This window comes from Hyunsoonleella jejuensis, from assembly GCF_900111025.1.
GTDB classification, from domain to species: domain Bacteria; phylum Bacteroidota; class Bacteroidia; order Flavobacteriales; family Flavobacteriaceae; genus Jejuia; species Jejuia jejuensis.
In genome coordinates this window covers 610,616-633,003 of sequence record NZ_FOFN01000003.1, presented here as the reverse complement: position 1 = coordinate 633,003, position 22,388 = coordinate 610,616, and the positions used below count along the sequence as shown (strand labels likewise).

The 22,388-nt window shown below is 33.9% G+C and carries 22 protein-coding genes and 1 pseudogene; 12 read left to right on the top strand and 11 right to left on the bottom strand.

From position 1 onward, the window contains the following. Positions 1-2: 2 nt before the first annotated feature. From BMY39_RS12550 to BMY39_RS12540, 3 genes are all read right to left on the bottom strand, one after another. The gene (locus BMY39_RS12550) at positions 3-1,352 is read right to left on the bottom strand and encodes a BT_3928 family protein (protein WP_092580150.1); all 1,350 of its coding nucleotides are present in this window, start codon (positions 1,350-1,352) and stop codon (positions 3-5) included. 166 nt (positions 1,353-1,518) lie between these two features. Beyond that, positions 1,519-1,878 carry a four helix bundle protein gene (locus tag BMY39_RS12545; protein WP_092580148.1) on the bottom strand — a complete coding sequence of 120 codons (360 nt, stop codon included), beginning with the start codon at positions 1,876-1,878 and terminating at the stop codon, positions 1,519-1,521. A gap of 37 nt (positions 1,879-1,915) precedes the next feature. Next, positions 1,916-2,455, bottom strand: a complete 540-nt coding sequence (locus tag BMY39_RS12540; RefSeq protein ID WP_092580295.1) for a DUF1599 domain-containing protein — start codon at positions 2,453-2,455, stop codon at positions 1,916-1,918. Between the two features lie 105 nt (positions 2,456-2,560). Between BMY39_RS12540 and folP the strand changes: the two genes are divergently transcribed. The 4 genes from folP (at position 2,561) to BMY39_RS12520 (ending at position 5,738) form a co-directional block, all read left to right on the top strand. After that, entirely contained in the window at positions 2,561-3,385 is an 825-nt protein-coding gene (folP, locus tag BMY39_RS12535) for a dihydropteroate synthase (RefSeq protein ID WP_092580146.1), read from the top strand. Positions 3,386-3,405: 20 nt separating this feature from the next. Further along, entirely contained in the window at positions 3,406-4,092 is a 687-nt protein-coding gene (locus tag BMY39_RS12530) for a hypothetical protein (RefSeq protein ID WP_092580144.1), read from the top strand. 36 nt (positions 4,093-4,128) lie between these two features. Next, positions 4,129-4,914 (top strand): diadenylate cyclase, encoded by a 786-nt coding sequence (locus BMY39_RS12525; protein ID WP_092580141.1) that lies wholly within the window; start codon positions 4,129-4,131, stop codon positions 4,912-4,914. A gap of 98 nt (positions 4,915-5,012) precedes the next feature. Next, positions 5,013-5,738 carry a DUF3667 domain-containing protein gene (locus tag BMY39_RS12520; RefSeq protein WP_218141011.1) on the top strand — a complete coding sequence of 242 codons (726 nt, stop codon included), beginning with the start codon at positions 5,013-5,015 and terminating at the stop codon, positions 5,736-5,738. Here the strand turns inward: BMY39_RS12520 and BMY39_RS12515 are convergent. The 6 genes and pseudogenes from BMY39_RS12515 to BMY39_RS12500 all read right to left on the bottom strand — a co-directional run bounded on the left by BMY39_RS12515 (position 5,735) and on the right by BMY39_RS12500 (position 9,828). Then, entirely contained in the window at positions 5,735-7,504 is a 1,770-nt protein-coding gene (locus BMY39_RS12515) for an ABC transporter ATP-binding protein (RefSeq protein WP_092580137.1), read from the bottom strand. The two genes, BMY39_RS12520 and BMY39_RS12515, sit on opposite strands and share 4 nt — an antisense overlap. Next, positions 7,505-8,248 (bottom strand): tRNA pseudouridine(38-40) synthase TruA, encoded by a 744-nt coding sequence (gene truA / locus BMY39_RS12510; RefSeq protein ID WP_092580135.1) that lies wholly within the window; start codon positions 8,246-8,248, stop codon positions 7,505-7,507. Positions 8,249-8,395: 147 nt separating this feature from the next. Beyond that, positions 8,396-8,524 carry a hypothetical protein gene (locus BMY39_RS15325; RefSeq protein ID WP_262490333.1) on the bottom strand — a complete coding sequence of 43 codons (129 nt, stop codon included), beginning with the start codon at positions 8,522-8,524 and terminating at the stop codon, positions 8,396-8,398. Positions 8,525-8,557: 33 nt separating this feature from the next. Further along, positions 8,558-8,647: pseudogene (locus BMY39_RS15275) on the bottom strand (cupin domain-containing protein); the annotation flags it as partial. After that, on the bottom strand, positions 8,632-8,940 hold the full coding sequence (locus tag BMY39_RS15270; RefSeq protein ID WP_245738276.1) for a hypothetical protein: 309 nt from the start codon (positions 8,938-8,940) through the stop codon (positions 8,632-8,634). The gene BMY39_RS15270 and the pseudogene BMY39_RS15275, both read right to left, overlap by 16 nt. 84 nt (positions 8,941-9,024) lie before the next feature. Beyond that, on the bottom strand, positions 9,025-9,828 hold the full coding sequence (locus BMY39_RS12500; RefSeq protein ID WP_092580133.1) for a helix-turn-helix domain-containing protein: 804 nt from the start codon (positions 9,826-9,828) through the stop codon (positions 9,025-9,027). A 149-nt stretch (positions 9,829-9,977) separates the two neighbouring features. Between BMY39_RS12500 and BMY39_RS12495 the strand changes: the two genes are divergently transcribed. Together BMY39_RS12495 and BMY39_RS12490 are read left to right on the top strand one after the other, a co-directional pair. Continuing rightward, positions 9,978-10,472 (top strand): metallophosphoesterase family protein, encoded by a 495-nt coding sequence (locus BMY39_RS12495; protein WP_092580131.1) that lies wholly within the window; start codon positions 9,978-9,980, stop codon positions 10,470-10,472. A 192-nt stretch (positions 10,473-10,664) separates the two neighbouring features. After that, positions 10,665-11,093, top strand: a complete 429-nt coding sequence (locus tag BMY39_RS12490) for an FKBP-type peptidyl-prolyl cis-trans isomerase (protein ID WP_092580129.1) — start codon at positions 10,665-10,667, stop codon at positions 11,091-11,093. Between the two features lie 125 nt (positions 11,094-11,218). Here BMY39_RS12490 and BMY39_RS12485 read toward each other — a convergent pair whose 3' ends face one another. Then, entirely contained in the window at positions 11,219-11,629 is a 411-nt protein-coding gene (locus tag BMY39_RS12485) for a DUF4293 domain-containing protein (RefSeq protein WP_092580127.1), read from the bottom strand. Positions 11,630-11,829: 200 nt separating this feature from the next. Here BMY39_RS12485 and rho point away from each other — a divergent pair, with 200 nt between their 5' ends. Further along, complete coding sequence (rho, locus tag BMY39_RS12480; protein WP_092580125.1) at positions 11,830-13,443, top strand: transcription termination factor Rho; 1,614 nt, start codon at positions 11,830-11,832, stop codon at positions 13,441-13,443. 135 nt (positions 13,444-13,578) lie between these two features. Next, the gene (locus BMY39_RS12475; protein ID WP_092580123.1) at positions 13,579-14,091 is read left to right on the top strand and encodes an IS1096 element passenger TnpR family protein; all 513 of its coding nucleotides are present in this window, start codon (positions 13,579-13,581) and stop codon (positions 14,089-14,091) included. Here the strand turns inward: BMY39_RS12475 and BMY39_RS12470 are convergent. Next, positions 14,088-15,161, bottom strand: coding sequence for a hypothetical protein (locus tag BMY39_RS12470; RefSeq protein ID WP_092580121.1), 1,074 nt, complete (start codon positions 15,159-15,161; stop codon positions 14,088-14,090). The genes BMY39_RS12475 and BMY39_RS12470 overlap by 4 nt on opposite strands. Before the next feature lie 190 nt (positions 15,162-15,351). Between BMY39_RS12470 and BMY39_RS12465 the strand changes: the two genes are divergently transcribed. The 4 genes from BMY39_RS12465 to BMY39_RS12450 are packed head-to-tail and all read left to right on the top strand — an operon-like array spanning position 15,352 to position 22,297. Then, positions 15,352-16,248: an ABC transporter ATP-binding protein gene (locus BMY39_RS12465; protein ID WP_092580119.1), complete on the top strand. Its 897-nt coding sequence runs from the start codon at positions 15,352-15,354 to the stop codon at positions 16,246-16,248. A gap of 10 nt (positions 16,249-16,258) precedes the next feature. Next, positions 16,259-17,086, top strand: coding sequence for an ABC transporter permease (locus BMY39_RS12460; protein ID WP_092580117.1), 828 nt, complete (start codon positions 16,259-16,261; stop codon positions 17,084-17,086). A gap of 29 nt (positions 17,087-17,115) precedes the next feature. Then, entirely contained in the window at positions 17,116-19,836 is a 2,721-nt protein-coding gene (locus tag BMY39_RS12455; RefSeq protein WP_092580115.1) for a T9SS type B sorting domain-containing protein, read from the top strand. Positions 19,837-19,840: 4 nt separating this feature from the next. Next, positions 19,841-22,297, top strand: a complete 2,457-nt coding sequence (locus BMY39_RS12450; RefSeq protein WP_245738274.1) for a T9SS type B sorting domain-containing protein — start codon at positions 19,841-19,843, stop codon at positions 22,295-22,297. Positions 22,298-22,388 lie beyond the last annotated feature (91 nt).

The following is a 22,388-nucleotide window of genomic DNA, read 5'->3' as shown; positions in this document are numbered from 1 at the left end:
ATTTAATTCAATGTATCTTTTTTCAAAGTAACTTTTGCAAAACCCACGTAATTACTACTTCTGGCTTTATTCAATGAATCTAAAAATTCCTTTCTTATGGTAAAATTCAACTCTCTTATACTGCTTTTATCTAAACGATCTACATCTTCTTTTTTCGAGACTTCACCATCAATTAAATAAAGAATATTATCCTTATTTTTCTCCTCAAAAGTTGAAGTATCATCAAATTTCACATTTAAATCTCTGCCTATAATCTCCGGTAACTCCAAATCGTCAATATCATTCCAATGTACTTTTTGCATCACCGTTCCTTTATCTAATTCTAAGATTCCTGGATTTGACCGCACCACCGTCTTTAAAGCTTTTTCGTCACACAAATACCATTCAAAATCTATATTGTAAGCATCCTTAATGCGTTTTTTTGCAGATTCGCCGGATGCGGTTAACCCTATTATTTGATAATTATTCGTTCTTGCTTCATCCTGTAACCATTTTAATTTCAATGCCCCATCGGCTTCAATCTTTTCTAAGCTATAGGAAACCACTACGATTAGATTGTCTTGATTTAAAAAGTAATCGGTTAAATCTTCATCTGCACTTTCAATTGAAAAATCTACTACTGGCGGCGTGTAACCCTCCTGAATAACTTTAGTATCAACACCCACAAATTCACCTTCAACGGAAGGATAGGAACCATTTGTCGTGATTACCTTTTCCTCGCCATTTACCATAAATTTCCAACTATATTCTTGAACAGGCTTTGGCGCATCCTCTGGAATAGTCATACCTTCTTTTATATTTTTTCCAATAGCATATGCTCTAAAATCTATGGTGGGTAAATGCATTAATACATGATACCCAAACCATAAACTCAAAATAAAACCTAGCAACGCCAATATAGTTGTAGGTAGTTTAGTGAATACGGGTTTAATGTATTTTACGCCAAAAAATAATATTAAAATTAATACGAGAAGTGCAACATCCTTCCAGAAGGTTTCCCAAGGTTTTAGTTTTATAAAATCCCCAAAACAGCCGCAATCTTTTACCTTTTCAAAATATGCCGCGTAGAATGTTAAAAATGTAAAGAATACAATCATCAACAGTAAACTCCACACTGTGAATTTCGGTTTATAGCCAATAAGTAAAAACACCCCTAAAACCACTTCAAACACCACTACAAACACTGATATTAAAAGCGCATAGGGTTCTAAAAACGGAATGTTTAATACATCTGGGCTAAAATATTCTTGTAGTTTATACGAAAAACCGATGGGGTCATTCAGCTTTATAAACCCTGAGAAAATAAATAATACACCAACTAATATTCTACTTATTGCTACTAATGCTTTCATAACTTATTTAATTTCCAAAAAAAACAAAATATTAAATTTCAAAAAATTACTCATGTTTAAAATTCCAAATTACAAATACTAAAATGCCAAAAACTTAACCATGCTTAATATACCAAATTACAAGTACTAAATTCCAAGACTTACTCAAGCTCAATAATTTAAACTGCTATTTCAATTTATTAATTATGGCCGATAGTATTTTTCTAAGTTCATTGGCTTCGAATTGTAGTTTTTCAATTCTATCCTTTTGTTCTTCATTCAGCTCTTTTAATAATTTTAACCAATACTCACTTTCTTTTGCTTCTTTTCTTGAAATCTTTTGTCTAAATTTCAAATCTTTGTCACCTAACTTTTCATTGCCTTCAATGTAATTGGCTCCTACTGAACCTGAAGATTTTACTAATTGCTTTCCATCTTCAATATTTGAAATTGTTCGTTTTAATTCTTTGACTAAAAACCTACAATCTCTGGCGAATTCAAAAGTTCTAATTTCTAGATTATATACTTTCTGTTTTTCCGAAGCCATTGGGATTTAGAGTTTGGTTTTTGATATTGTTTTTGCTTTAATTTTCACTAAGTAAAATTAAAGCGAAAACCGCATAGTTTATCATATCCTGATAATTCGCATCAATCCCTTCGCTTACTAAAGTTTTCCCTTGATTATCTTCTATTTGTTTTACACGCAATAATTTCTGTAAAATCAAATCTGTTAGGCTACTCACCCGCATATCACGCCATGCCTCACCATAATCATGGTTTTTATCTTCCATCAATTTTTTGGTGATGGCAACATGTTTTTCGTACAATTCGGTAGCTTCTTCAGTGGACATATCTGGTTGCTCTACAACTCCTTTTTCCAACTGAATTAATGCCATAATACAGTAATTGATAATACCTATAAATTCACTTTCCTGTCCTTCCTCAACTTTCTGTACTTCGTTTTCCTGTAAACCTCTAATGCGTTGCGCTTTTATAAAAATTTGATCGGTAAGCGACGGTAATCGTAAAATGCGCCACGCACTACCATAATCGCTCATTTTTTTTATAAATAAACTTTCACAGGTATCTATTACGGCATCATATTGTTTTGAAGTATCTTGCATGAATAAATTTGAATTTTGCGTAAATTTCGCATAAATAATCATAATGTTCAAAGTTTAAGGTTTAAAGTTTTAAACCACATACAAACACCTTATAAAACCTAATTAATGACGATTAATTGCAAAGGCAAACTTATTGATTTATCAAACCCAAAAGTTATGGGCGTTTTGAACGTTACTCCAGATTCATTTTATGATGGTGGAACCTATACAAATGAGGGCTCTATTTTGAAACAAGTAGAACGCATGCTTCGTGAAGGTGCTACTTTTATTGATGTTGGCGCGTACAGTTCTAGACCAAATGCCGACCATGTCTCGGAGGATGAAGAGTTGCGTCGTATTTTACCCATAATACACTTAATTTTAGATAAGTTTCCCGAAACTTTAATTTCTATTGACACATTTAGAAGCAAGATTGCAAACGCTTGTATTAAAGCTGGCGCTGTGTTGATAAACGATATTTCTGCAGGCAAATTGGATGACAATATGCTAGAGACCATTGCAGAATTACAAGTACCCTACATAATGATGCATATGCGAGGAACACCTCAAACTATGCAAAGTTTAACCGAGTATGATGATTTAGTAAAAGATATTTTATTTTATTTTTCTGAAAGGATTACAGCAGCTAGAGATTTAGGTATTATAGATATAATCGTGGACCCAGGTTTTGGCTTTGCGAAAACCTTAGATCAAAATTTTGAATTACTGAACAAACTAGAATTATTTAAAATAATTGAAAAACCTATACTCGTGGGTGTCTCGAGAAAGTCTATGATTTATAAAACCTTAGAAACTACAGCTAAACACGCACTTAATGGTACTACAGTTTTAAATACAATTGGTTTACAGAAAGGCGCTTCTATTTTACGTGTGCATGATGTTAAAGAAGCTGTGGAATGTGTAAAATTGGTTAAATCGTTATATTGTTAACCGCTTAGAGCACTTAAATTATGAGAAGTATATTAGTTTTATTTACAATTATCTGTCTGTTTTCCTGCGGAAACGAAAGAGAATTACAACTCCCACAAATTGAGAAGGCACCAGTTTCCGAATTACAAGATGTCTCAGCTGCCTATTTGTTTTATGATGAAACAAAACCTGACAGTGTAGATCTTAACCGAAAAAATTTGATAAGTACCACAAATTGGTTAGTAAATGTGGATAAACGGTTAACACTAAAACAAGCTATCCCACATATCAAGTTTCTACAATCCAAAAAAGAATCTTCGAGTCATAAAAACCAGAAAGCTAAAAACTATTTTACCTGTCATGATTTGAGTAAGAATAATTTGGGATTTCTGGAGTTTACCAACTGTGAATATTATGAAGGAACTTATTTAGAATATACTGCTAAACAATCTAATTTTAATTACTCAAAAGCACTTCATGTAAATATTTATTCACAAAACGACATAGAACTTTACTTTTCGGATATACCTACTGATTCTTGGAATTCTAATTTAAAAGGGTTAGTAAATAATATTACTTTTAAGCTAAGTAGTTTCCGAGAAAAAATTAATGTTATTTTGAGTTTTGATAAAAAAATGACATTCCAAGATTATATCACCGTAAAATCTGAACTTTATAAAATGCATTCAGCCAATGTGGATATTTCTAAGCACGAATTTATATATTAACCGCAATTTCTTAAATTTACCAAAACCTATTAGCCATTGAACATCTTTGATGACATTTTAAATCTTCGTTTTATAGATTATCTGGATGTTGTGCTTGTTGCACTCCTACTCTACTACCTATATAAATTAGTTAAAGGTACGGTTGCCATCAACATTTTTTTGGGGATCATTATTATCTATGGGGCTTGGAAACTAACGGGCTTTCTAAATATGGAACTCCTGAACGGTATTTTTGGAGGTTTCATGAAAGTGGGTATCATTGCATTAATCGTAGTGTTTCAACCTGAAATCCGTAAGTTTTTATTAATGATTGGTTCTACAAATATTGGAAGACGTCGCAGGTTTTTCCAACAGCTAAAATTCCTTAAAACTGAGACTACCGATGAAACCAATGTTGATGCCATTATTTCTGCATGCAATAAAATGAGCATGTCTAAAACTGGAGCATTAATTGTTTTTGAACGCAATAACAATCTGGATTTCCTATCGGAATCTGGGGATGAAATGAATATTAAAGTAACCCAACCTATTATAGAAAGTATCTTCTTTAAGAACAGCCCATTACATGACGGTGCCATTATTGTAAGCAATAACGTAGTAAAAGCAACGCGAGTTATTTTACCTGTAAATAATGAAAAACATATTCCTCAGCGTTTTGGTTTGCGCCATCGTGCCGCCATTGGTGTTACTGAAAAAACAGATGCCTTGGCTTTAGCCGTTAGTGAGGAAACAGGGCATATTTCCTATTTTAAAGATGGTGAATTTGTGGTGTTTGAAGATACTACAGAACTTGCACGAATGATTAAGAAAGATTTAACCTAATGGAATGTAAAAACTGTAAAGAACAATTACGATCTGAAAGTGATTTTTGCAGTACATGTGGTGCAAAAGTTATTAGAAAAAGGCTAACTCTAAAAAACTTGCTACAACACGTAGGAGAAACATTCTTTAATTATGACAACAAACTCCTAAAAACCATTATTGACCTATTAAAACGGCCAGAACTAGTAATAGATAGCTACGTACAAGGTATTCGAAAACGCTACATAAACCCAATAAATTTCTTTGGGATATCTCTAACGCTAACTGGATTTAGTATTTTCATTATCAGAAAATTTTATAAGAATGTATTAGACGCCTCACAGTTTATGCAAGACTCCGAAATGTACTCTAATGAGGCTTCCCAAAAAATAATGGCGTCTTCAAGTGACTTCTCATTAGATTATAGTTCATTGATTTACTCAGTAATGATTCCAATATTCGCACTCGTGTCTTGGGTACTATTTCTAAATAAACGCTATAACTATACTGAGCATTTAGTAACATACATGTATAGCATGTCTCTATACTCCATATCTACGGTGATTTTTGGATTACTAATATTAGTAATTAAACCAGATCTCTACCTTGCTTTCGGGATGTTTATGTATGTTGTAGCATTATTTTATCATTGCTTTTTATTAAAGCGTCTCTTTAAATTAAGCATTGGAGAACTATTACTTAAAACTCTTCTATTCTTGATTTGTTTAGCATTTCTTTTTGTTGCATTTTCAATGCTAGTGGCAATTTTTATTTTTATAACTTCCTACTTTGATGGTAGCTTACAAGAAATGATAGAAGCCCAAAAAGCTGCAAAAGGTGGTTAAACTAATTCTTTCTCCTTTAAAAACTGCACTTCATATAAGTTCTTGTAGTAGCCATCTTTCTTTTTAAGAAGTTCGTCGTGCGTGCCTTGTTCTACAATTTTTCCTGAATCCATTACTAGAATTTTGTCCGCCTTTTTTACAGTGGCTAAACGATGTGCTATTACAATAGATGTTCTGCCCTTTGTTATTTTATCCGTAGCATTCTGAATCAATTGTTCAGAATACGAATCTACAGAAGAGGTTGCTTCATCCAGTACCAAGATACTTGGATTTGTTACATAAGCTCGTAAAAACGAAATTAACTGGCGCTGACCTGAGGATAACATCACGCCACGTTCTTTTACGTTATAATGATAGCCATTTGGCAATGTACTGATGAATTCATGAACTCCGATGGATTTTGCGGCTTCTATAACTTCGGCCTCAGTCACATCAGGATTATTAAGCGTTATATTGTTCAAAATAGTATCTGCAAACAAAAATACATCCTGCAATACTACGGCTATTTGCGTGCGTAATGATGCTAAAGTCACTTCTTTAATATCAATAGCATCAATGGCTATAACACCATCTTTAATCTCATAAAACCGATTCAATAAATTGATAATCGTAGATTTTCCTGCACCTGTTGCGCCTACTATTGCAATGGTTTGTCCCGCTTTCACATCAAAAGACACGCCTTTTAAAACAGGCTCGTCATCCACATAATTAAACCAAACGTTTTTAAATGAGATATCACCTTTAAAATGCGCCGCTTCATGGGTGCCATGGTCGTCAATTTGTGATGTAGTATCCAACACTTTAAATACCCTTGTGGCAGCAACCATGCCCATTTGTAGCGTGTTAAACTTATCCGCAATCTGTCGTAATGGTCTAAATAACTTGGGGATAAACATAATAAACGCCACTAAAACTCCTTGAGAAGCCGTATCGCTTAACGCATTACCCAAACCTCCAAAATACACCACCAAACCTATGGTAATAGACGATGATAATTCCGCAATAGGAAAGAAAATGGAGTTATACCAAATCGTTTTTAACCAACCTTTTTTATGGCGCTCGTTTATTTGTCTAAATTTTTCATTCTCGATGTCTTCACGCGCAAACAGTTGCAATATTTTCATGCCTGTTAATCGCTCCTGTACAAAAGAATTTAAGTTAGAAACTTCAGTCCGTACTTCCTCAAACGCCTTTTTCATATACTTTTGAAACAAGCGTGTGGCGTACAAAACCACAGGTAACATGGCAAATACAATCAATGTTAGTTTCCAGTTCATGTAAAACATAGCACCAGAAACCACAATCATTGTCAATAAATCTTTAAATATTTGAAACAACCCTTGTCCAAAAATATCTGCAATACGCTCCATATCGGTTACCGAACGTGTAATTAATACACCAACTGAAGAGTTATCATAATACTTCATTTTAAAACGTAACAAATGATTGAACAGTTTCACCCGAACATCTTTTACCACATTTTGCCCCAACCAACCCGAATAATAGATAAAGACTAGTTGAAACAAAAACTCCAAAAACAACAGGCCAACCATGATGAGGACAAAAAACAAAAAGCCCTTAGCCACTTTATTCGTTAAGTTTTCATCAATAGCTTGCTGTAACAAATATGGCGTAGCAACGCCCAAAACGGCTATAATAATAACTGAAATAAAAACTACCGCAAACGTCGTTTTATAAGGTTTTATAAACCTAAACAAACGTTTAAATAATGTAACATCAAATATATTCTCTTTTTGTTTCGCCATCTATAACTTTATCGTTTCTGGGTACACTACATCTGTTAAATATAGCCCGTGCGCTGGCACCGAATAACCGGCTTCACTCCTACTTTTAGATTGTATAATGTTATGTAAATCAGCCACCTCAATTTTACCCAAGCCTACATTTATCATGGTTCCTACAATGGCACGCACCATATTGCGTAAAAATCGGTCGGCAGTAATAGAAAACTGTATTTCGTTATCCTTAGTAAACCAGCGGGCTTTCATAATATTACAATAATACGTTTTTACATCCGTATGGGTTTTAGAAAAGCATTGAAAATCTTTATACTCAAATAAAATTTTGGCTGCTGCATTCATCTTTTCTAAATCTAACGGCTGTTTTATGTAATACGCATTTCGGTGGGTAAATACGTTTTTTCTTAAACTAATGCGATACAGATAACTGCGCCTTACAGCATCAAACCTCGCATGTGCATCAGGTTTTACCTTAAACACATCAGCAATAGCGATATTGAACGGTAAAAACGAATTCAGTTTGTATACTAAATCGTTTGGATTCAACTCCATGTTTGTATCAAAATGCGCAAACATTTGGATAGCGTGTACGCCAGTGTCAGTTCTCCCAGCACCCGCCACGGAGATTTTATCATTTAGTACTGTAGATAATGCATCTTCCAAAACCTCCTGAACCGTTAATGCCTTTGGTTGTATTTGCCACCCGTGGTAGCCACTACCATTGTATGAAAGTTCTATAAAATATCGCAATGCTTTTGTTAGTATTTAAAAACTGCAAAGATAGACAGATTTAAGTACTCAAAGAAAAGACTCTTCTTAATAAAATATAAAAAGTAAATACTACTCTAGCCAATTTCTAAAAATGTAAATAGCCACAAGCTTTTTGGGATGTTATAGTTACACAAATGAAATCCCGTATTTTGAACAAATTTCAGCAACTTTATCGAATTCTGGAGGTCCAGGAGGTAATTCACTTAATTCTTTAAACATTATTTCAATTCCAGCAGGAAAAGCACTAGTACTCATGCTAGCATTTTCATTGCCAACTATTTTCCATGCATGTGCAACATTTCTTGGTGCAAAGGCTATGTCTCCCGCTTTTAAAATAACCGTTTTTTCTCCAACAGATAGCTCTACGCTCCCTTTAATAATCCTAAAAATTTCATCTTCTTTTGTATGAACGTGCGGTGGTATGCCAACTCTTGAGCCACGTTATTAACCCACTCAACAATTTGATTATTGGTATCTTTTCCTGATATTTTATGCGTTTGAATATCCCCAATAACGTTTAAAATATTGCCTTCAGCAGCTTTTATTATTTTTGGACGTTTTTCTAAAAATGACGTAGTAGTTGCTACGATAGTTTTCCCAAATGAAATGATTGGTGTACATGCTAATCCAATTGTTGCAGTAGTTGATTTAATAAATTTTTTTCTGTCCATAACATTGATGTTTAGTCAAATGTATGCATACAAAAATCTTTATTGTCTAGAATAGTTCGGTTATACCTTAGAAATTCGGAACAACTAATATTTTCTTAAGGAGGATGGCGTAGTTCCAGTGTGATTTTTAAAAAAAGAACTAAAATAATCTGGAGAAGAAAAACCTAAATCGTAGCTAATTTCCTTTATAGATTGATTAGAAAATTTCAGTTTATGCCTAGACCTCATAAGCAGCTGTTCCGCAATAATTCCTTTGGCCGTATACCCCAAAACTTCCTTTACACATTCGTTTAAGTATTTAGGTGTTATACTTAAAAGCTGAGCATAATCTGCCACCTCATGGTACTCACAGCAAAACTTATCGACCAATTTTTTAAACTTATAGACTATTGTGTTTTTAGATCTACTATCCGAAATTTTAGATTTTATATTGCATTGCCCATCGCAATAGACAAAAAAAGTATTTAGCAAAGAGAGAATTGCCTCGTTTTTATGGTTGAGTTCAGAGCCTAACAACTCATCTATCATTTCCAGGATAGCTTCTGTTCGTTTAGCTATTCCCGGGCTTAAATTTATTAAGGGTATGTCATCAAGATTAAAAAGCCTCAATTCGTTGATATGTAATTTACTCAGTACTGGATTATTCAAGACCTCGGGGTTCATAGACATTACATATCCAGATTTTTGCTCTTTATTACTACGAAATATTTTCCAATCATGATTTAAGTTTATAAATGAAATCGAGTTTGAAACATTTTCATGGAACTTCCCATCTATTTCTAAACCCTCAATACCGTCTTGCATCCAACAAACATAAAGCATACCATTCTTGGGTTTTTTAGTAACAGGCTTTGATATTTTGTATATATTGATAAAATCAGAACTCATGAAAAACTATTATTCGTTCAACTAAAAAAAGCAACTACATTATCACGAATTTATGGTATTTACTAACAATTTCAAATGTTGTTGGTATCATTATGAAATATAAAAGTAATTAAATACATAAATTTACCCCTAAAGACCAGCAATACATAATGACAAAAATCCTCCTCCTTTCTGATACCCACGGTTACATAGATAACGACATCTTAAAATACGTAAAACAAGCTGATGAAGTGTGGCATGCGGGCGATATTGGAGATTTAAAAGTTACTGATGCCATTAAAGCCTTAAAACCGCTGCGAGGTGTGTATGGTAACATTGATAGTACCGAGATACGCAGTGAGTTCCCAGAACATAATAGGTTTACCTGTGAAGAGGTCGATGTTTGGATGACGCACATTGGGGGTTACCCGCCAAAGTATAATATGCGTGTTGCAGAGGCTATAAAAGCAAATCCTCCACGATTATTTATATGTGGCCATTCGCATATTTTGAAGGTAATGCCTGATAAGAAATTAAACCTCATACACATGAATCCGGGTGCAGTAGGGAAACATGGTTTTCATAAAGTAAGAACCATGCTTAGGTTTACTATTGATGGGAAAACTATTGATAATTTGGAAGTGGTAGAGTTTAAGAGACGGTAATTTACTTCATTAAAACGATAAATAATTTTTGGGTAGTGAAACATTTATATACCCTTATCCATTAATTTAAAATGAGCACCAATGTGTACAGTTTGTCCAATAGGTAAACAACCAAAAACTAAAAAAGTGTTTATTTTCAATTGATTAGTTGTAAATTCGCAGACTTATTTAAAAACAGAAAATAATATTAGCATGAGTCAAGTAAAAGAAAATGATACTGTAAGAGTTCATTATACTGGAAAATTAAGCAATGGACAGATTTTTGATAGCTCACTAGAGAGGGAACCACTTGAGGTTACACTTGGGCAAGGGGCACTTATTCCTGGTTTTGAAAAAGGTATTGTTACTATGAAAGTAAACGAGAAAAAAACAATTACTATTCCAGTTGCTGAGGCTTATGGAGAGGTACAAAAAGAATTGTTCTATGATGTAAAGAAGGAACAACTTCCACAAGATATGACACCTGAGGTTGGTATGGGATTAGCTTCTAGAGGTGAAGATGGCAGAGAGATGCAATTTAGAATCGCTGAAGTTAAGGAAGATTATATTGTTGTGGATGCTAACCATCCGTTAGCTGGACATGATCTAACTTTTGATTTGGAACTTATTGAAATAAAATAAAAACTGTGATTAATAATTTGAAAAGCCTGAAAAACAATTCAGGCTTTTTTTTGTGATTTAAATGAATAAAAAAGCCCAAGGTCTTCACCTTGGGCTTACGCACTAATACTACTAAGATGTTAGGTTTAACGTAATCGATCTACAGATTTTACAAGATCTTCATCCTTTTTAATGGCTTTATTGGCCAAGGCCAAAAACACGATAGAAATTATAGGAAGAAACATCCCAATACCTTTCTCTGAAACCTCAGTTTCTCCAGATAAATTTAGAGATTGATACACGAAAAATCCTAGTAAAAAAAAGTTTAATATGATGTTAAGACGCCCCAAAACAAATTGGAGCTTCCTGTTTTTAAATAAAAATATGGTAATCATAGACAAAATACCCGATGCTAAAAACGCTGCAAATACAGGTAATTCATCTTTTGCGAAAACCGTAGAACCATCATTTGTAATCCATAAGTGAAACACAAATATAAGCCCAAGTGCATTGCCTGCTGCTAGTATTAAATATACGGTTTGAATGCGTTGTAACATTTGATTTTATATTCTGGAAGGCAAAAATAGTAGTTTCTTTATTAATTTGACAGCTTAAATTAAAATAAAGTTGTATTATTGCATCATTAATTCACAACAATCGCCAGTACAGATTGTTAACTCTTCAGAATAAAAAATCTATTTTTTTTCGGAAAAACTTAAATTTTATATCCAATATAATAGCATTCAATTAAACATTTATGTTTGAAATTTCACAACTCAAAGAAAAGAAACTTACTGATTTACAAGACATTGCAAAACAATTAAGCATTCCCAAATTCCGTTCTATGAAAAAACTGGATTTGGTATATCAAATATTAGACAAGCAAGCTGCTGATCCAAGCGCTGCCAAAGAAATCGCACCTGTTGCTTCTAAAAAAGAACAGCAACCAGCTAAAAAGCCTAGACAACGGTTACAAAAAGATGCAAAACCTGTCACTAATAAGGACGATAGCAAACCTTCTAATAGTACTCCGAAGGAAAAACCTGCTGCTGATACAAGTGGCAATAAACCGTCTGGTAATGATAACAATCCAAAATCTTCCAACACAGGTAATCAAAATAGAGGACCGCGCGATAATAAGCAACGAAATCAAAACCAACGACGCGACAATAGCCACCAACATAAAAATCAAAAAAGCCATGGTAATAACGGCAATAAGGACAATAGAAACCGTTACCGTGAGCCTGATTATGAATTTGATGCCATTATTGAAAGTGAAGGTGTTTTAGATGTTATGCAAGATGGCTATGGGTTTTTGAGATCCTCAGATTACAACTACCTATCATCGCCTGATGATATTTATGTATCGCAATCTCAAATTAGATTATTTGGGCTAAAAAAAGGTGATACAGTTCTAGGGCACGTACGTCCGCCAAAAGAAGGTGAAAAATATTTCCCTTTAATCAAGGTGAGTAAAATTAACGGTCAGGACCCTAATGTGGTGAGAGATCGTGTAGCTTTTGAGCATTTAACACCTTTGTTCCCTCAAGAAAAATTCAATATTGCAGAACGCCAAAGTACTATTTCTACCAGAATTATGGACTTGTTCGCTCCTATTGGAAAAGGCCAACGTGGTATGATTGTATCGCAACCTAAAACTGGTAAAACCATGTTACTTAAGGATGTGGCCAATGCTATTGCAGCTAATCATCCTGAAGTATATCAAATGATTTTATTAATTGATGAGCGCCCTGAAGAAGTTACCGATATGCAACGTAATGTTCGCGGTGAGGTAATTGCTTCTACATTTGATAAAGAAGCGCATGAACATGTAAAAATTGCTGATATCGTATTAGAAAAAGCAAAGCGTTTGGTAGAGTGTGGGCATGATGTGGTAATTCTTTTAGATTCTATTACACGTTTAGCAAGAGCATACAATACCGTACAACCAGCTTCTGGTAAAATACTTTCTGGTGGTGTAGATGCTAATGCTTTACATAAACCAAAACGTTTCTTTGGTGCAGCGCGTAATATTGAAAATGGTGGTTCTTTAACCATTATAGCTACAGCGCTTACCGAAACTGGTTCTAAAATGGACGAAGTAATTTTCGAAGAATTTAAAGGTACAGGTAATATGGAACTTCAGTTGGATAGAAAAATATCCAACCGCAGAATTTTCCCTGCTATCGACCTTACCTCTTCAAGTACACGTCGTGATGATATATTGCTCGATGAAAATACCGTACAACGCATGTGGGTAATGCGCAAATACCTTGCGGATATGAACCCTGTTGAAGCTATGGAGTTCATCAACGACCGTTTCAAACAAACTAGAAACAACGAAGAATTTTTAATATCCATGAATGGATAATTAGAAAGCTGACTAACTTAAATTAACTACTAGCCTCAACAGTAATGCTGAGGCTTTTTTGTGCGCTATCATTTATTAACTCTAAATTATATTTGATTTAAAAATATTTATCTTTGCTGACTATAATTTCATACTATGATTTACAGGTTTAGAGTCATTTTAGACAACGACACAGAGGAAGACGTTTTTCGTGATTTAGAAATTCGGGAAACGGATTCTTTAGAGGATTTGCATAACATCATTACCCAATCATTTGGTTTTGATGGCACGGAAATGGCATCATTTTACCTTAGCAATGACCAGTGGGAACAAGGTGAAGAAATTTTGTTATTTGATTTAAGCGATGACGGTTCTGCACGCTTGATGAATGAGACAGAAATTAGTGACGTGGTTCATGAAGCACAAACTAAACTGATTTACGTGTATGACTTTTTGAGTATGTGGACGTTTTATGTTGAGCTAGCAGAAATTGTAGAGGTTATTGAAGGACACGACTACCCCAACCTTATGTTTGTACAAGGACAAGTTCCTGATACTGCTCCAGATCGTGTTTTTGAAGCTGACGACAATGACGACTTCAATGAGTTTGATGACGGTATCGACATTGAAGATTATGACAATTTAGACTTTGATGAAAACTGGAATTAAATTCTTTTTTTTCTAATGCTTAAAGGATTTACGTTTTCGTAGTTGTTGACCAAAAACTCTAATGCTTTTTCTAAAATTTCACCCATTGACTTACACCGCTTGAAACTAACATCGTGGGTGTATTCAAAAATTTTCATTTTCAATAGATCGATATGCTCTTTTTTTGAAATTGAATCTGCAATCATACAATCCAAAAGCTCGTAGATACGTGAAAAATAACTCTTTAAGCGTTTTACCAAAATAGAACGTTCTTCAATTTTATATTGTTCTATAGACATTTTTTGGAAAGAATCTGAAACTATTTTTACCATTTCTAAATTCTCCTTAAAAAACTGCGGACGATAGATATTAAATTTTCCTTCATAGGATTGTTGGTCAAAATCAATCGCTCTTATTTTGTAAACTACTTTGTCAAAATCATGTGTTGGTACTATTACGTAATTATAGGAGCGCATATCACCTAAAAGCCTAATCATACAACGCTCATTAAACTTCACAAACTCCTTTGCAATTTGCGCTTTTTCACGTTTCGTACAATTGGGTAGCATATCTTTTATAAATACATCTCCAGGTATTCCAGCAATATGTTCTTCAATTAAGGTATTGCTACTCACTAAAAAATTGAGATTGTATGGTGAAAGCATATGCTCTAACTCTAATCCATAAATTCGCGAAGCATCGGCAGTTTTTACGTAAAAATAAGTATAGTTATCGTTTAAAATATTTCTAACTTTTATTCGAAATGGTTTGGAATTTCCAAACGTACAGTAGTCTATGGCATCTACACTTAAAAACGGAAAAATATCCTCGTTACCATCAGAATGTAAAATTGTATATACTTTTTTTAACGACGCATCTATTTCCTTTCTATCAAATTCGCTATAATACACCCGCACCCATAGCGTATCCTCATCGTCTTCATCCAATACTTCAATGGCACCTTGAAACCTCAAAAGATCTTCATAAAATATAGGTAACGTTATGTTTCTACTATAATCAGAAAGATAATCGTTTAATTTTTCTGAAATAGGATAGGAAGGTTTGCGTTTTGAAATCTTTAAATCGTCCATAGGGTTTGTTATTATTCAAAATTAAACTTTTCTTTATATTTCTCTAGTTTTGCGATTAATAAATTAAAGTAAACTTCGTTTGGCTTATTGAGGAGTTCTTTTTTAAGAACTGTAACAAAAAGAGAACATATTCGTCTTAGAAATATAACTAATCATCTACTGAATATTTTTCAGTATAAAATATTTGCTTTTGGAACCTATTCTAACAATCAACAATCTTACTAAGAAGTTTGGCTATTTAACCGCCGTAAAAGATCTTTCCTTTACTATTAACAAAGGTAATGTATATGGTATATTAGGACCTAATGGTAGCGGTAAATCCACAACCTTGGGTGTTGTGCTTAATGTAGTTAATAAAACATCGGGCGATTTTAAATGGTTTAATGGCAACACTACTACACATGATGCACTTAAAAAAGTAGGCGCCATAATAGAAAGACCAAATTTTTACCCCTACATGACGGCCTCTGAAAACTTAAAATTAGTGTGCAAAATTAAAGGTGTAGATGTAAGTAAAGTTGATGAAAAGCTAGAAGTAGTTGGATTGTTAGAGCGCAAGAATAGTAAATTTAGAACCTATTCATTGGGAATGAAACAGCGCTTAGCTATTGCATCTGCACTATTAAACGACCCTGAAATTCTTATTCTAGACGAGCCTACAAATGGTCTAGACCCTCAAGGTATTCACCAAATTCGTCAAATTATAAAAGATATTGCCAATCAAGGCACTACCATTCTATTAGCATCTCATTTACTAGATGAAGTTGAAAAAGTATGCTCGCATGTTGTGGTGTTGCGCAAAGGTGTAAAATTATATTCTGGCCGCGTAGATGAAATGATTTCTAGCCATGGTTTCTTTGAACTAAAGTGTAATAACCAACAAGCGCTTTTAGATTTTCTGGAAAATCATGATAAATTTGGGCAAGTTAAAATAGAAGATAACTTAATCACAGCTTTTTTAAATGAACCCTTAAGTTCTGAAGATTTTAATAAACAACTTTTTGAAAAAGGTATTATACTTACCCATTTGGTACAGCGTAAAGAAAGTCTTGAAGAACAATTTTTACAATTAACCGATAACAACTAACCTGCTACCAATGTTACGACTTTTACAACTAGAATTACAAAAGCTACTGCTCAACAAAACGAGTAAAGTGCTAATTTTTATATCATTTATATTACCATTTTTTGTTATTTTATTGTCATCACTTAAAATAAATGTTTTCGGTTTTTTTACTTTAGAGCTTGGAGAATTAGGAGTATTCAACTTCCCTATTATATGGCATTTAACTACATTCTTTGCATCTCAGTTTAAATTTTTCTTTGCTATTGTTGTAGTAAGTATGATTGGAAATGAATACAGCAATAAAACCCTGAAACAAAATTTGATAGATGGCTTGAGTAAAAAGGAATTTATTTTATCTAAATTTTATACTATAATATTCTTTTCGCTTATTTCCACAATTTTAATTGGGCTAATTTCATTGTGTATAGGATTATATTATTCGAGTTATAACGAATTTGGAATCATCATCCAAGAGATGGATTATCTAGTTGGATATTTTGTAAAACTAGTTGGATTTTTCAGTTTATGTTTGTTCTTGGGTATGTTGGTGAAACGTTCTGCATTCGCTCTTGCTTTTTTATTTGTACTCTATATTTTTGAATGGATAGTATTTTGGGGAGCTTATGAAATTTTTGGGAATGCAGAAAGTGCTTTTAAAATCAAAAATTTTATGCCTTTAGAATCAATGTATAAACTTATTGACCAACCGTTCCAACGTGTTGCTATGACCAAGTTTCCAGAAAAATCAGAATTAGTTTACGACTATGCCGTGCATTGGTACGAAATAGTAATAGTACTGGGTTGGACAGCGCTGTTTGTCTTTTTGTCGTTAAGATTATTAAAAAAGCGCGATTTATAATATCTTTGAAAGCATTTGCTATGTAAAAGATGAAAAACCCCATATTATTCATAATCTTCTGGATTATTACTTTTAGCATTTCTGCTCAAAAACAGGCGGCCAATTGGTATTTTGGAGAAAACGCAGGACTTAAATTTAATCTGGACAACAACAGTGTTAATGTTGTTCGCGACGGACGATTAAGTACCAGGGAAGGTTGTGCAAGTATTTCCGATGACAGGGGCAACCTTCTTTTCTACACAGATGGAATTACCATCTGGAATAGAAATCATAATATAATGGTTAATGGTAATGGCTTGCATGGAGATTCCTCCAGCACACAATCTGGAATAATTGTTCCTAACCCAGATGATTCAAATATCTATTATGTATTCACTGTAGATAATTTTATTGATCAGGTAAATTTTGGACTCAACTATTCGATTGTAGATATGCGATTAAGTGGTGGACTTGGACAAGTAACAACAAAAAACGTAAACTTACTACTAAACTGTTCCGAGAAAATAACGGCAGTAATAAAGGATTGCTTAGATGGTTCTTTTTGGTTGTTAACCTTTGCTTCTGTTGACGGTACTATACCCATTTACAATACATTTCATGCATTTGAAATTTCAGGTTCTGGCGTCAACACTAACTCAGTAAAATCTACATTTCCTCTCTCTATATCAGATGCTAGAGGTTATTTAAAACTCTCTCCTGATGGAAAACGTGTTGCCTGCGCCAATGCTTCAAACGGTATGTTTGTTTACGATTTTGATACTACTACCGGCAGTGTTTCAAACCAAAAACCGCTAAGCCTAAATGGTGCTAACAATGCCATTTTCCCATATGGTGTAGAATTTTCACCTGATAGCAATCTACTTTACATAAATGCCTCAAATGATTTTTTTGACTCCCAAAATCCAGAAAATGCTAATAACCCTGCTAATCATTTTGCAGCTTTATATCAATTTGATTTAAGGCAAAACGATTTACAATCGACCGAAATAATTATTGATGAACGACAACTGTATCGAGGTGCATTACAACTTGGACCCAATGGTAAAATCTATAGGGCATTAAGTGCATCTTATTTAGATGGATTAAGCGGATTAAGTGTTATCGAAGAGCCAAATAAAATTGGAGCCTTGTGCAATTACAACCATAATTCCATAAACTTATCCCCCTCACTATCCTCGCAAGGTTTACCCCCATTTATAGCTTCGTTTTTTAATTCTCAAATTGATATCATAAAAAATGGAAGAAGTCAGGTAAATCTCGAATTATGCGATAACGACTCGTATACGTTAACATCAATTAATATACCCGGAGCCTCATATACTTGGTCGAGAGATGGTATCCCATTACCTGAAAACACATTTGATCTAGAAGTAAATCAAGCTGGACATTATGAGGTTTTTATAGACCCAAACAATGGTGAATGCGCAATTGAAGGACAAGCATTTGTGAATTTTAATGAAAATCCTATAGGTTATGACCATACTATTTTACAATGTGATGAAGATGGCATAAACGACGGATTGACCCTTTTCAATTTAGAAGAAGCCACCGTGAACTTAACTGGAGGTATTGACAGCTTGTCTGCTAGATTTTACCTAGATCAGGCAAGAACCAACCTAATAACAGAACCGGACAACTTCATGAATACAACCACCATACAAGTAATATATGCACAAGTATTTAATATTAAAACTGAATGTATGGTAGATGTAGAACTAACCCTTGAAGTTAGTGTTACTGATGTTTTAAATACTGAAATAGCAGTTTGCGATTATGATGGTTTAGAGGATGGTATTCACGAATTTAATCTAACTAATGCCAATACTGCGATTACTACTGGACTTTCTACAAATGTAAATATCTCCTATTATGAGACATACGAGGATGCACTATTAGAAAAAAATAATCTAAGTGATGTTTACACAAATACTACACCTTACAATCAAATTATTTTCGCTAGGGCCGAAAACAATAATAACTGCTATGGTATAAGCGAAGTTTTACTAATTGTAGATCAGCCACCACAGATTCAAACCGAGGAATTATTTTATTACTGCACAAATTCGTTTCCACAGACCATAACTATTGATGCTGGCTTAAATACTACCAATTATTCAGATTTTATCTATAGTTGGTCCACAGGAGAACAAACCAATGAAATCGCCATTAATTCCGCTGGCACGTATACTGTAACGGTTACCAATATAGCTACTGGTTGCGCCGCAGAAAGGGTAGTTACGGTGGAACCATCTGGTCTTGCTACTTTTGCACCATTTGAAGTAGTTGACGCCGCACAAAATAATACCGTAGCTGTAAACGTTACTGGAGATGGCATATATCAATTTAGTCTTATTAACCAAGACAACGGTGTAACCCTACCATACCAAGACAGTAATATTTTTGATAATGTAAAACCTGGTATATATACAGTATCAGTTAAAGACATTAAAAATAGTTGTGGTATTGTAGAAAGTGCTGTTTCGGTAATAGGTTTTCCTAAATTCTTTACGCCAAACAATGACGGTCAAAACGATACTTGGCAAGTGTATGGGGTTTCAAGAATGTTCCAGCCCGATAGTAAAATAATGATCTTTAATAGATACGGAAAACTAATGAAAGAAATTAGCCCTATTGGAGAAGGCTGGGATGGTTTAGTAAACGGGCAAGTGCTACCTGCAGATGATTATTGGTTTTCAGTAGAGCTTCAAGATGGTAGGGTATTTAAAGACCATTTCACGCTTAAAAACTAGTAAGTTGAAATTTTATAAAAAACTAATTTATTTTTTATCGTTTCTAGTACCTTTTAGTTTCTTATTAGGACAAGAACCTACAGATTGTATTGCAGCCGTAATTGCCTGTGGAAACTCGCAATTAAATTTAGATGTTAATGGTATCGGTACCCAAGAGTTAGGGTTTGGCATTAATTGCTCTAGTCAAGAAAACAACAGTGTATGGCTAAAGGTTACTACTGTAACAGCTGGCACATTGGGTTTTACCATACGCCCTTCAGTAGCTGATATTAACGAGGATTATGATTTTTTCGTTTTTGGTCCCAATGTATCTTGTAGTAATATAGGGTCCGCTATTAGATGCTCTACAACAAATCCTGTACAGGCTGGTTTAACTAGTAATTTTACGGGTATGAATGGATCATCTACAGACTTTAGTGAAGGTCCTGGAGCTAGTGGAGATAGTTTTGTACAATGGCTAGATGTACAAGTAGGTGAAACCTATTATATAGTTATCGACAGACCAATTGGAGGAAGCGCTTTTTTTTTAGACTGGACAGGTTCGGCTAGTTTCGCTGATCCTCCCGTAAATAGCGCAGATATATCAAATACACCAATTAATCTAGAAAGTTGTGATAATTTGGCACCATTCAATGATGGCTTTATGCCTTTTAATTTAGAAAACAATACCAATACTATTTTGGGAACACAAAATGATGTTACCGTTACTTATCATATATCTGAAAGTGATGCTAACATTGGTATAAATCCATTATCAAGCCCTTATACTAACATAGCAAATCCACAAATAATCTACGCAAGAATTACGAATAATAATACCGAGTGTTTTGAACTTACTCAGTTTAATCTTAATGTAAATTTAGGCCCTAATTTTGCAACACCATCAGATTATGTAATTTGTGATGATTTAAATGATGGCGATAATACCAATGGAAGAGCGGTATTTACACTTTCTAGCAAAACTAATGAGATTTTAAACGGACAAAATCCATCCGAAATCAACATAACTTATCATAGTACGCAGATAGGAGCAGAGCTTAACATGCCCGCTACAATAGTTCCAAACAGTTATTACAACAATACCCCATTTAATGAAGAAATTTACGTGAGAATTGAAGATGCGTTTAACGCAAATTGCTTCAGCATCTCTCCCCTTCTATTGGTTGTGAACCCAGCAGCAACAAGAATAGACCACAATATTTTGCAATGTGATGAGGATGGCGTTACAGATGGTCTAACCATTTTCAATCTAAATGAAGCCAATACTATTTTAACAAATGGTGTTGATAATCTTTCAACAAAATTCTATGTAGATAATGCCAGATCAGATGAAATTATTAATCCCGATACATATTTAAATGCTACAAACCCACAAACTATTTACGTTGAAGTTATAAATGATATCACATCATGCGTTACAGATGCAGAATTAACACTTGATGTGAGTCTTACAGATTCTTTTAACACCAGTATTACAACCTGTGACGATGACGGTACAGAAGATGGGTTTTACATGTTTAATTTGAATGATGCCGATGCTGATATTGTTAACGGACTTCCAACCGGCTTAGATATTTCATATTTTGAAAGCTATGAAGATGCCCTTATTGAACAAAATAGTTTGAACAACACCTACACAAATACAATTGCTAATTCACAAACCATTTATGCCAGGGTTGAAAATAACAATGACTGCTATGGTATTAGTGAGATTCAACTAATTGTAAACCCTTTGCCAGATATAGAAACCGAAGCAGTTGCAAAATATTGTCTAAACTCATTTCCCCAACCTATCCTAATAAATGCGAGTCTAAATAGCGGCAACATTTCAGACTTCCTATACAATTGGTCGTCAGGAGAGCAAGATTATACCATTCAAGTTAATGAAATAGGTAACTATTCTGTTACGGTTACAAATAGAATTACAGGATGTACAAAAGAAAGAGAAATAGTGGTTGAGGCATCAAATATTGCAAACATTGAATCCATAGACATTACGGATGCCGCCCAAAATAATACTATAACTGTTAACGCCCTTGGAGAAGGCATTTACGAGTATAGCCTAGTTAATGCCGATGGTATAAGTTACGATTATCAAGAGAATAACACTTTTGAGAATATAAAACCGGGTATTTACACCATTCTGGTAAGAGATATTGAGAACAACTGTGGCACTATTCAACAAGATGTTTCTGTAATTGGTTTTCCTAAATTCTTTACGCCTAATAACGATGGAGAAAATGATACTTGGCAAGTATATGGAATTTCAAATACCTTTCAATCACAGGCTAAAATATTGATTTACAACAGGTATGGTAAATTACTAAAAGAACTATCGCCTTTAGAAGAAGGATGGGATGGTGTTTTTAACGGACAATTATTACCTAGTGATGACTATTGGTTCTCTGTCCTGTTGGAAGATGGAAGATTGTTTAAAGACCATTTCACACTAAAAAATTAATACTAAAACTTATTTTTATTGCTTTTTATCGTATTTTTTTGCGTTTCGTCTAAAATATATTTACTTTCGATACTGCAATACATCTTTAAAA

What these genes read in the sequence shown, in the direction of transcription:
- BMY39_RS12545 (WP_092580148.1), bottom strand. Translation starts at nt 1,878, where the DNA reads ATGGCTTCGGAAAAACAGAAAGTATATAATCTAGAAATTAGAACTTTT.
- BMY39_RS12455 (WP_092580115.1), top strand. Translation starts at nt 17,116, where the DNA reads ATGAAAAACCCCATATTATTCATAATCTTCTGGATTATTACTTTTAGC.
- BMY39_RS12460 (WP_092580117.1), top strand. Translation starts at nt 16,259, where the DNA reads ATGTTACGACTTTTACAACTAGAATTACAAAAGCTACTGCTCAACAAA.
- BMY39_RS12490 (WP_092580129.1), top strand. Translation starts at nt 10,665, where the DNA reads ATGAGTCAAGTAAAAGAAAATGATACTGTAAGAGTTCATTATACTGGA.
- BMY39_RS12515 (WP_092580137.1), bottom strand. Translation starts at nt 7,504, where the DNA reads ATGGCGAAACAAAAAGAGAATATATTTGATGTTACATTATTTAAACGT.
- rho (WP_092580125.1), top strand. Translation starts at nt 11,830, where the DNA reads ATGTTTGAAATTTCACAACTCAAAGAAAAGAAACTTACTGATTTACAA.
- BMY39_RS12470 (WP_092580121.1), bottom strand. Translation starts at nt 15,161, where the DNA reads ATGGACGATTTAAAGATTTCAAAACGCAAACCTTCCTATCCTATTTCA.
- folP (WP_092580146.1), top strand. Translation starts at nt 2,561, where the DNA reads ATGACGATTAATTGCAAAGGCAAACTTATTGATTTATCAAACCCAAAA.
- BMY39_RS12530 (WP_092580144.1), top strand. Translation starts at nt 3,406, where the DNA reads ATGAGAAGTATATTAGTTTTATTTACAATTATCTGTCTGTTTTCCTGC.
- BMY39_RS12500 (WP_092580133.1), bottom strand. Translation starts at nt 9,828, where the DNA reads ATGAGTTCTGATTTTATCAATATATACAAAATATCAAAGCCTGTTACT.
- BMY39_RS12540 (WP_092580295.1), bottom strand. Translation starts at nt 2,455, where the DNA reads ATGCAAGATACTTCAAAACAATATGATGCCGTAATAGATACCTGTGAA.
- BMY39_RS15325 (WP_262490333.1), bottom strand. Translation starts at nt 8,524, where the DNA reads ATGAGTACTAGTGCTTTTCCTGCTGGAATTGAAATAATGTTTAAAGAA.
- BMY39_RS12550 (WP_092580150.1), bottom strand. Translation starts at nt 1,352, where the DNA reads ATGAAAGCATTAGTAGCAATAAGTAGAATATTAGTTGGTGTATTATTT.
- BMY39_RS12495 (WP_092580131.1), top strand. Translation starts at nt 9,978, where the DNA reads ATGACAAAAATCCTCCTCCTTTCTGATACCCACGGTTACATAGATAAC.
- BMY39_RS15270 (WP_245738276.1), bottom strand. Translation starts at nt 8,940, where the DNA reads ATGGACAGAAAAAAATTTATTAAATCAACTACTGCAACAATTGGATTA.
- BMY39_RS12475 (WP_092580123.1), top strand. Translation starts at nt 13,579, where the DNA reads ATGATTTACAGGTTTAGAGTCATTTTAGACAACGACACAGAGGAAGAC.
- BMY39_RS12485 (WP_092580127.1), bottom strand. Translation starts at nt 11,629, where the DNA reads ATGTTACAACGCATTCAAACCGTATATTTAATACTAGCAGCAGGCAAT.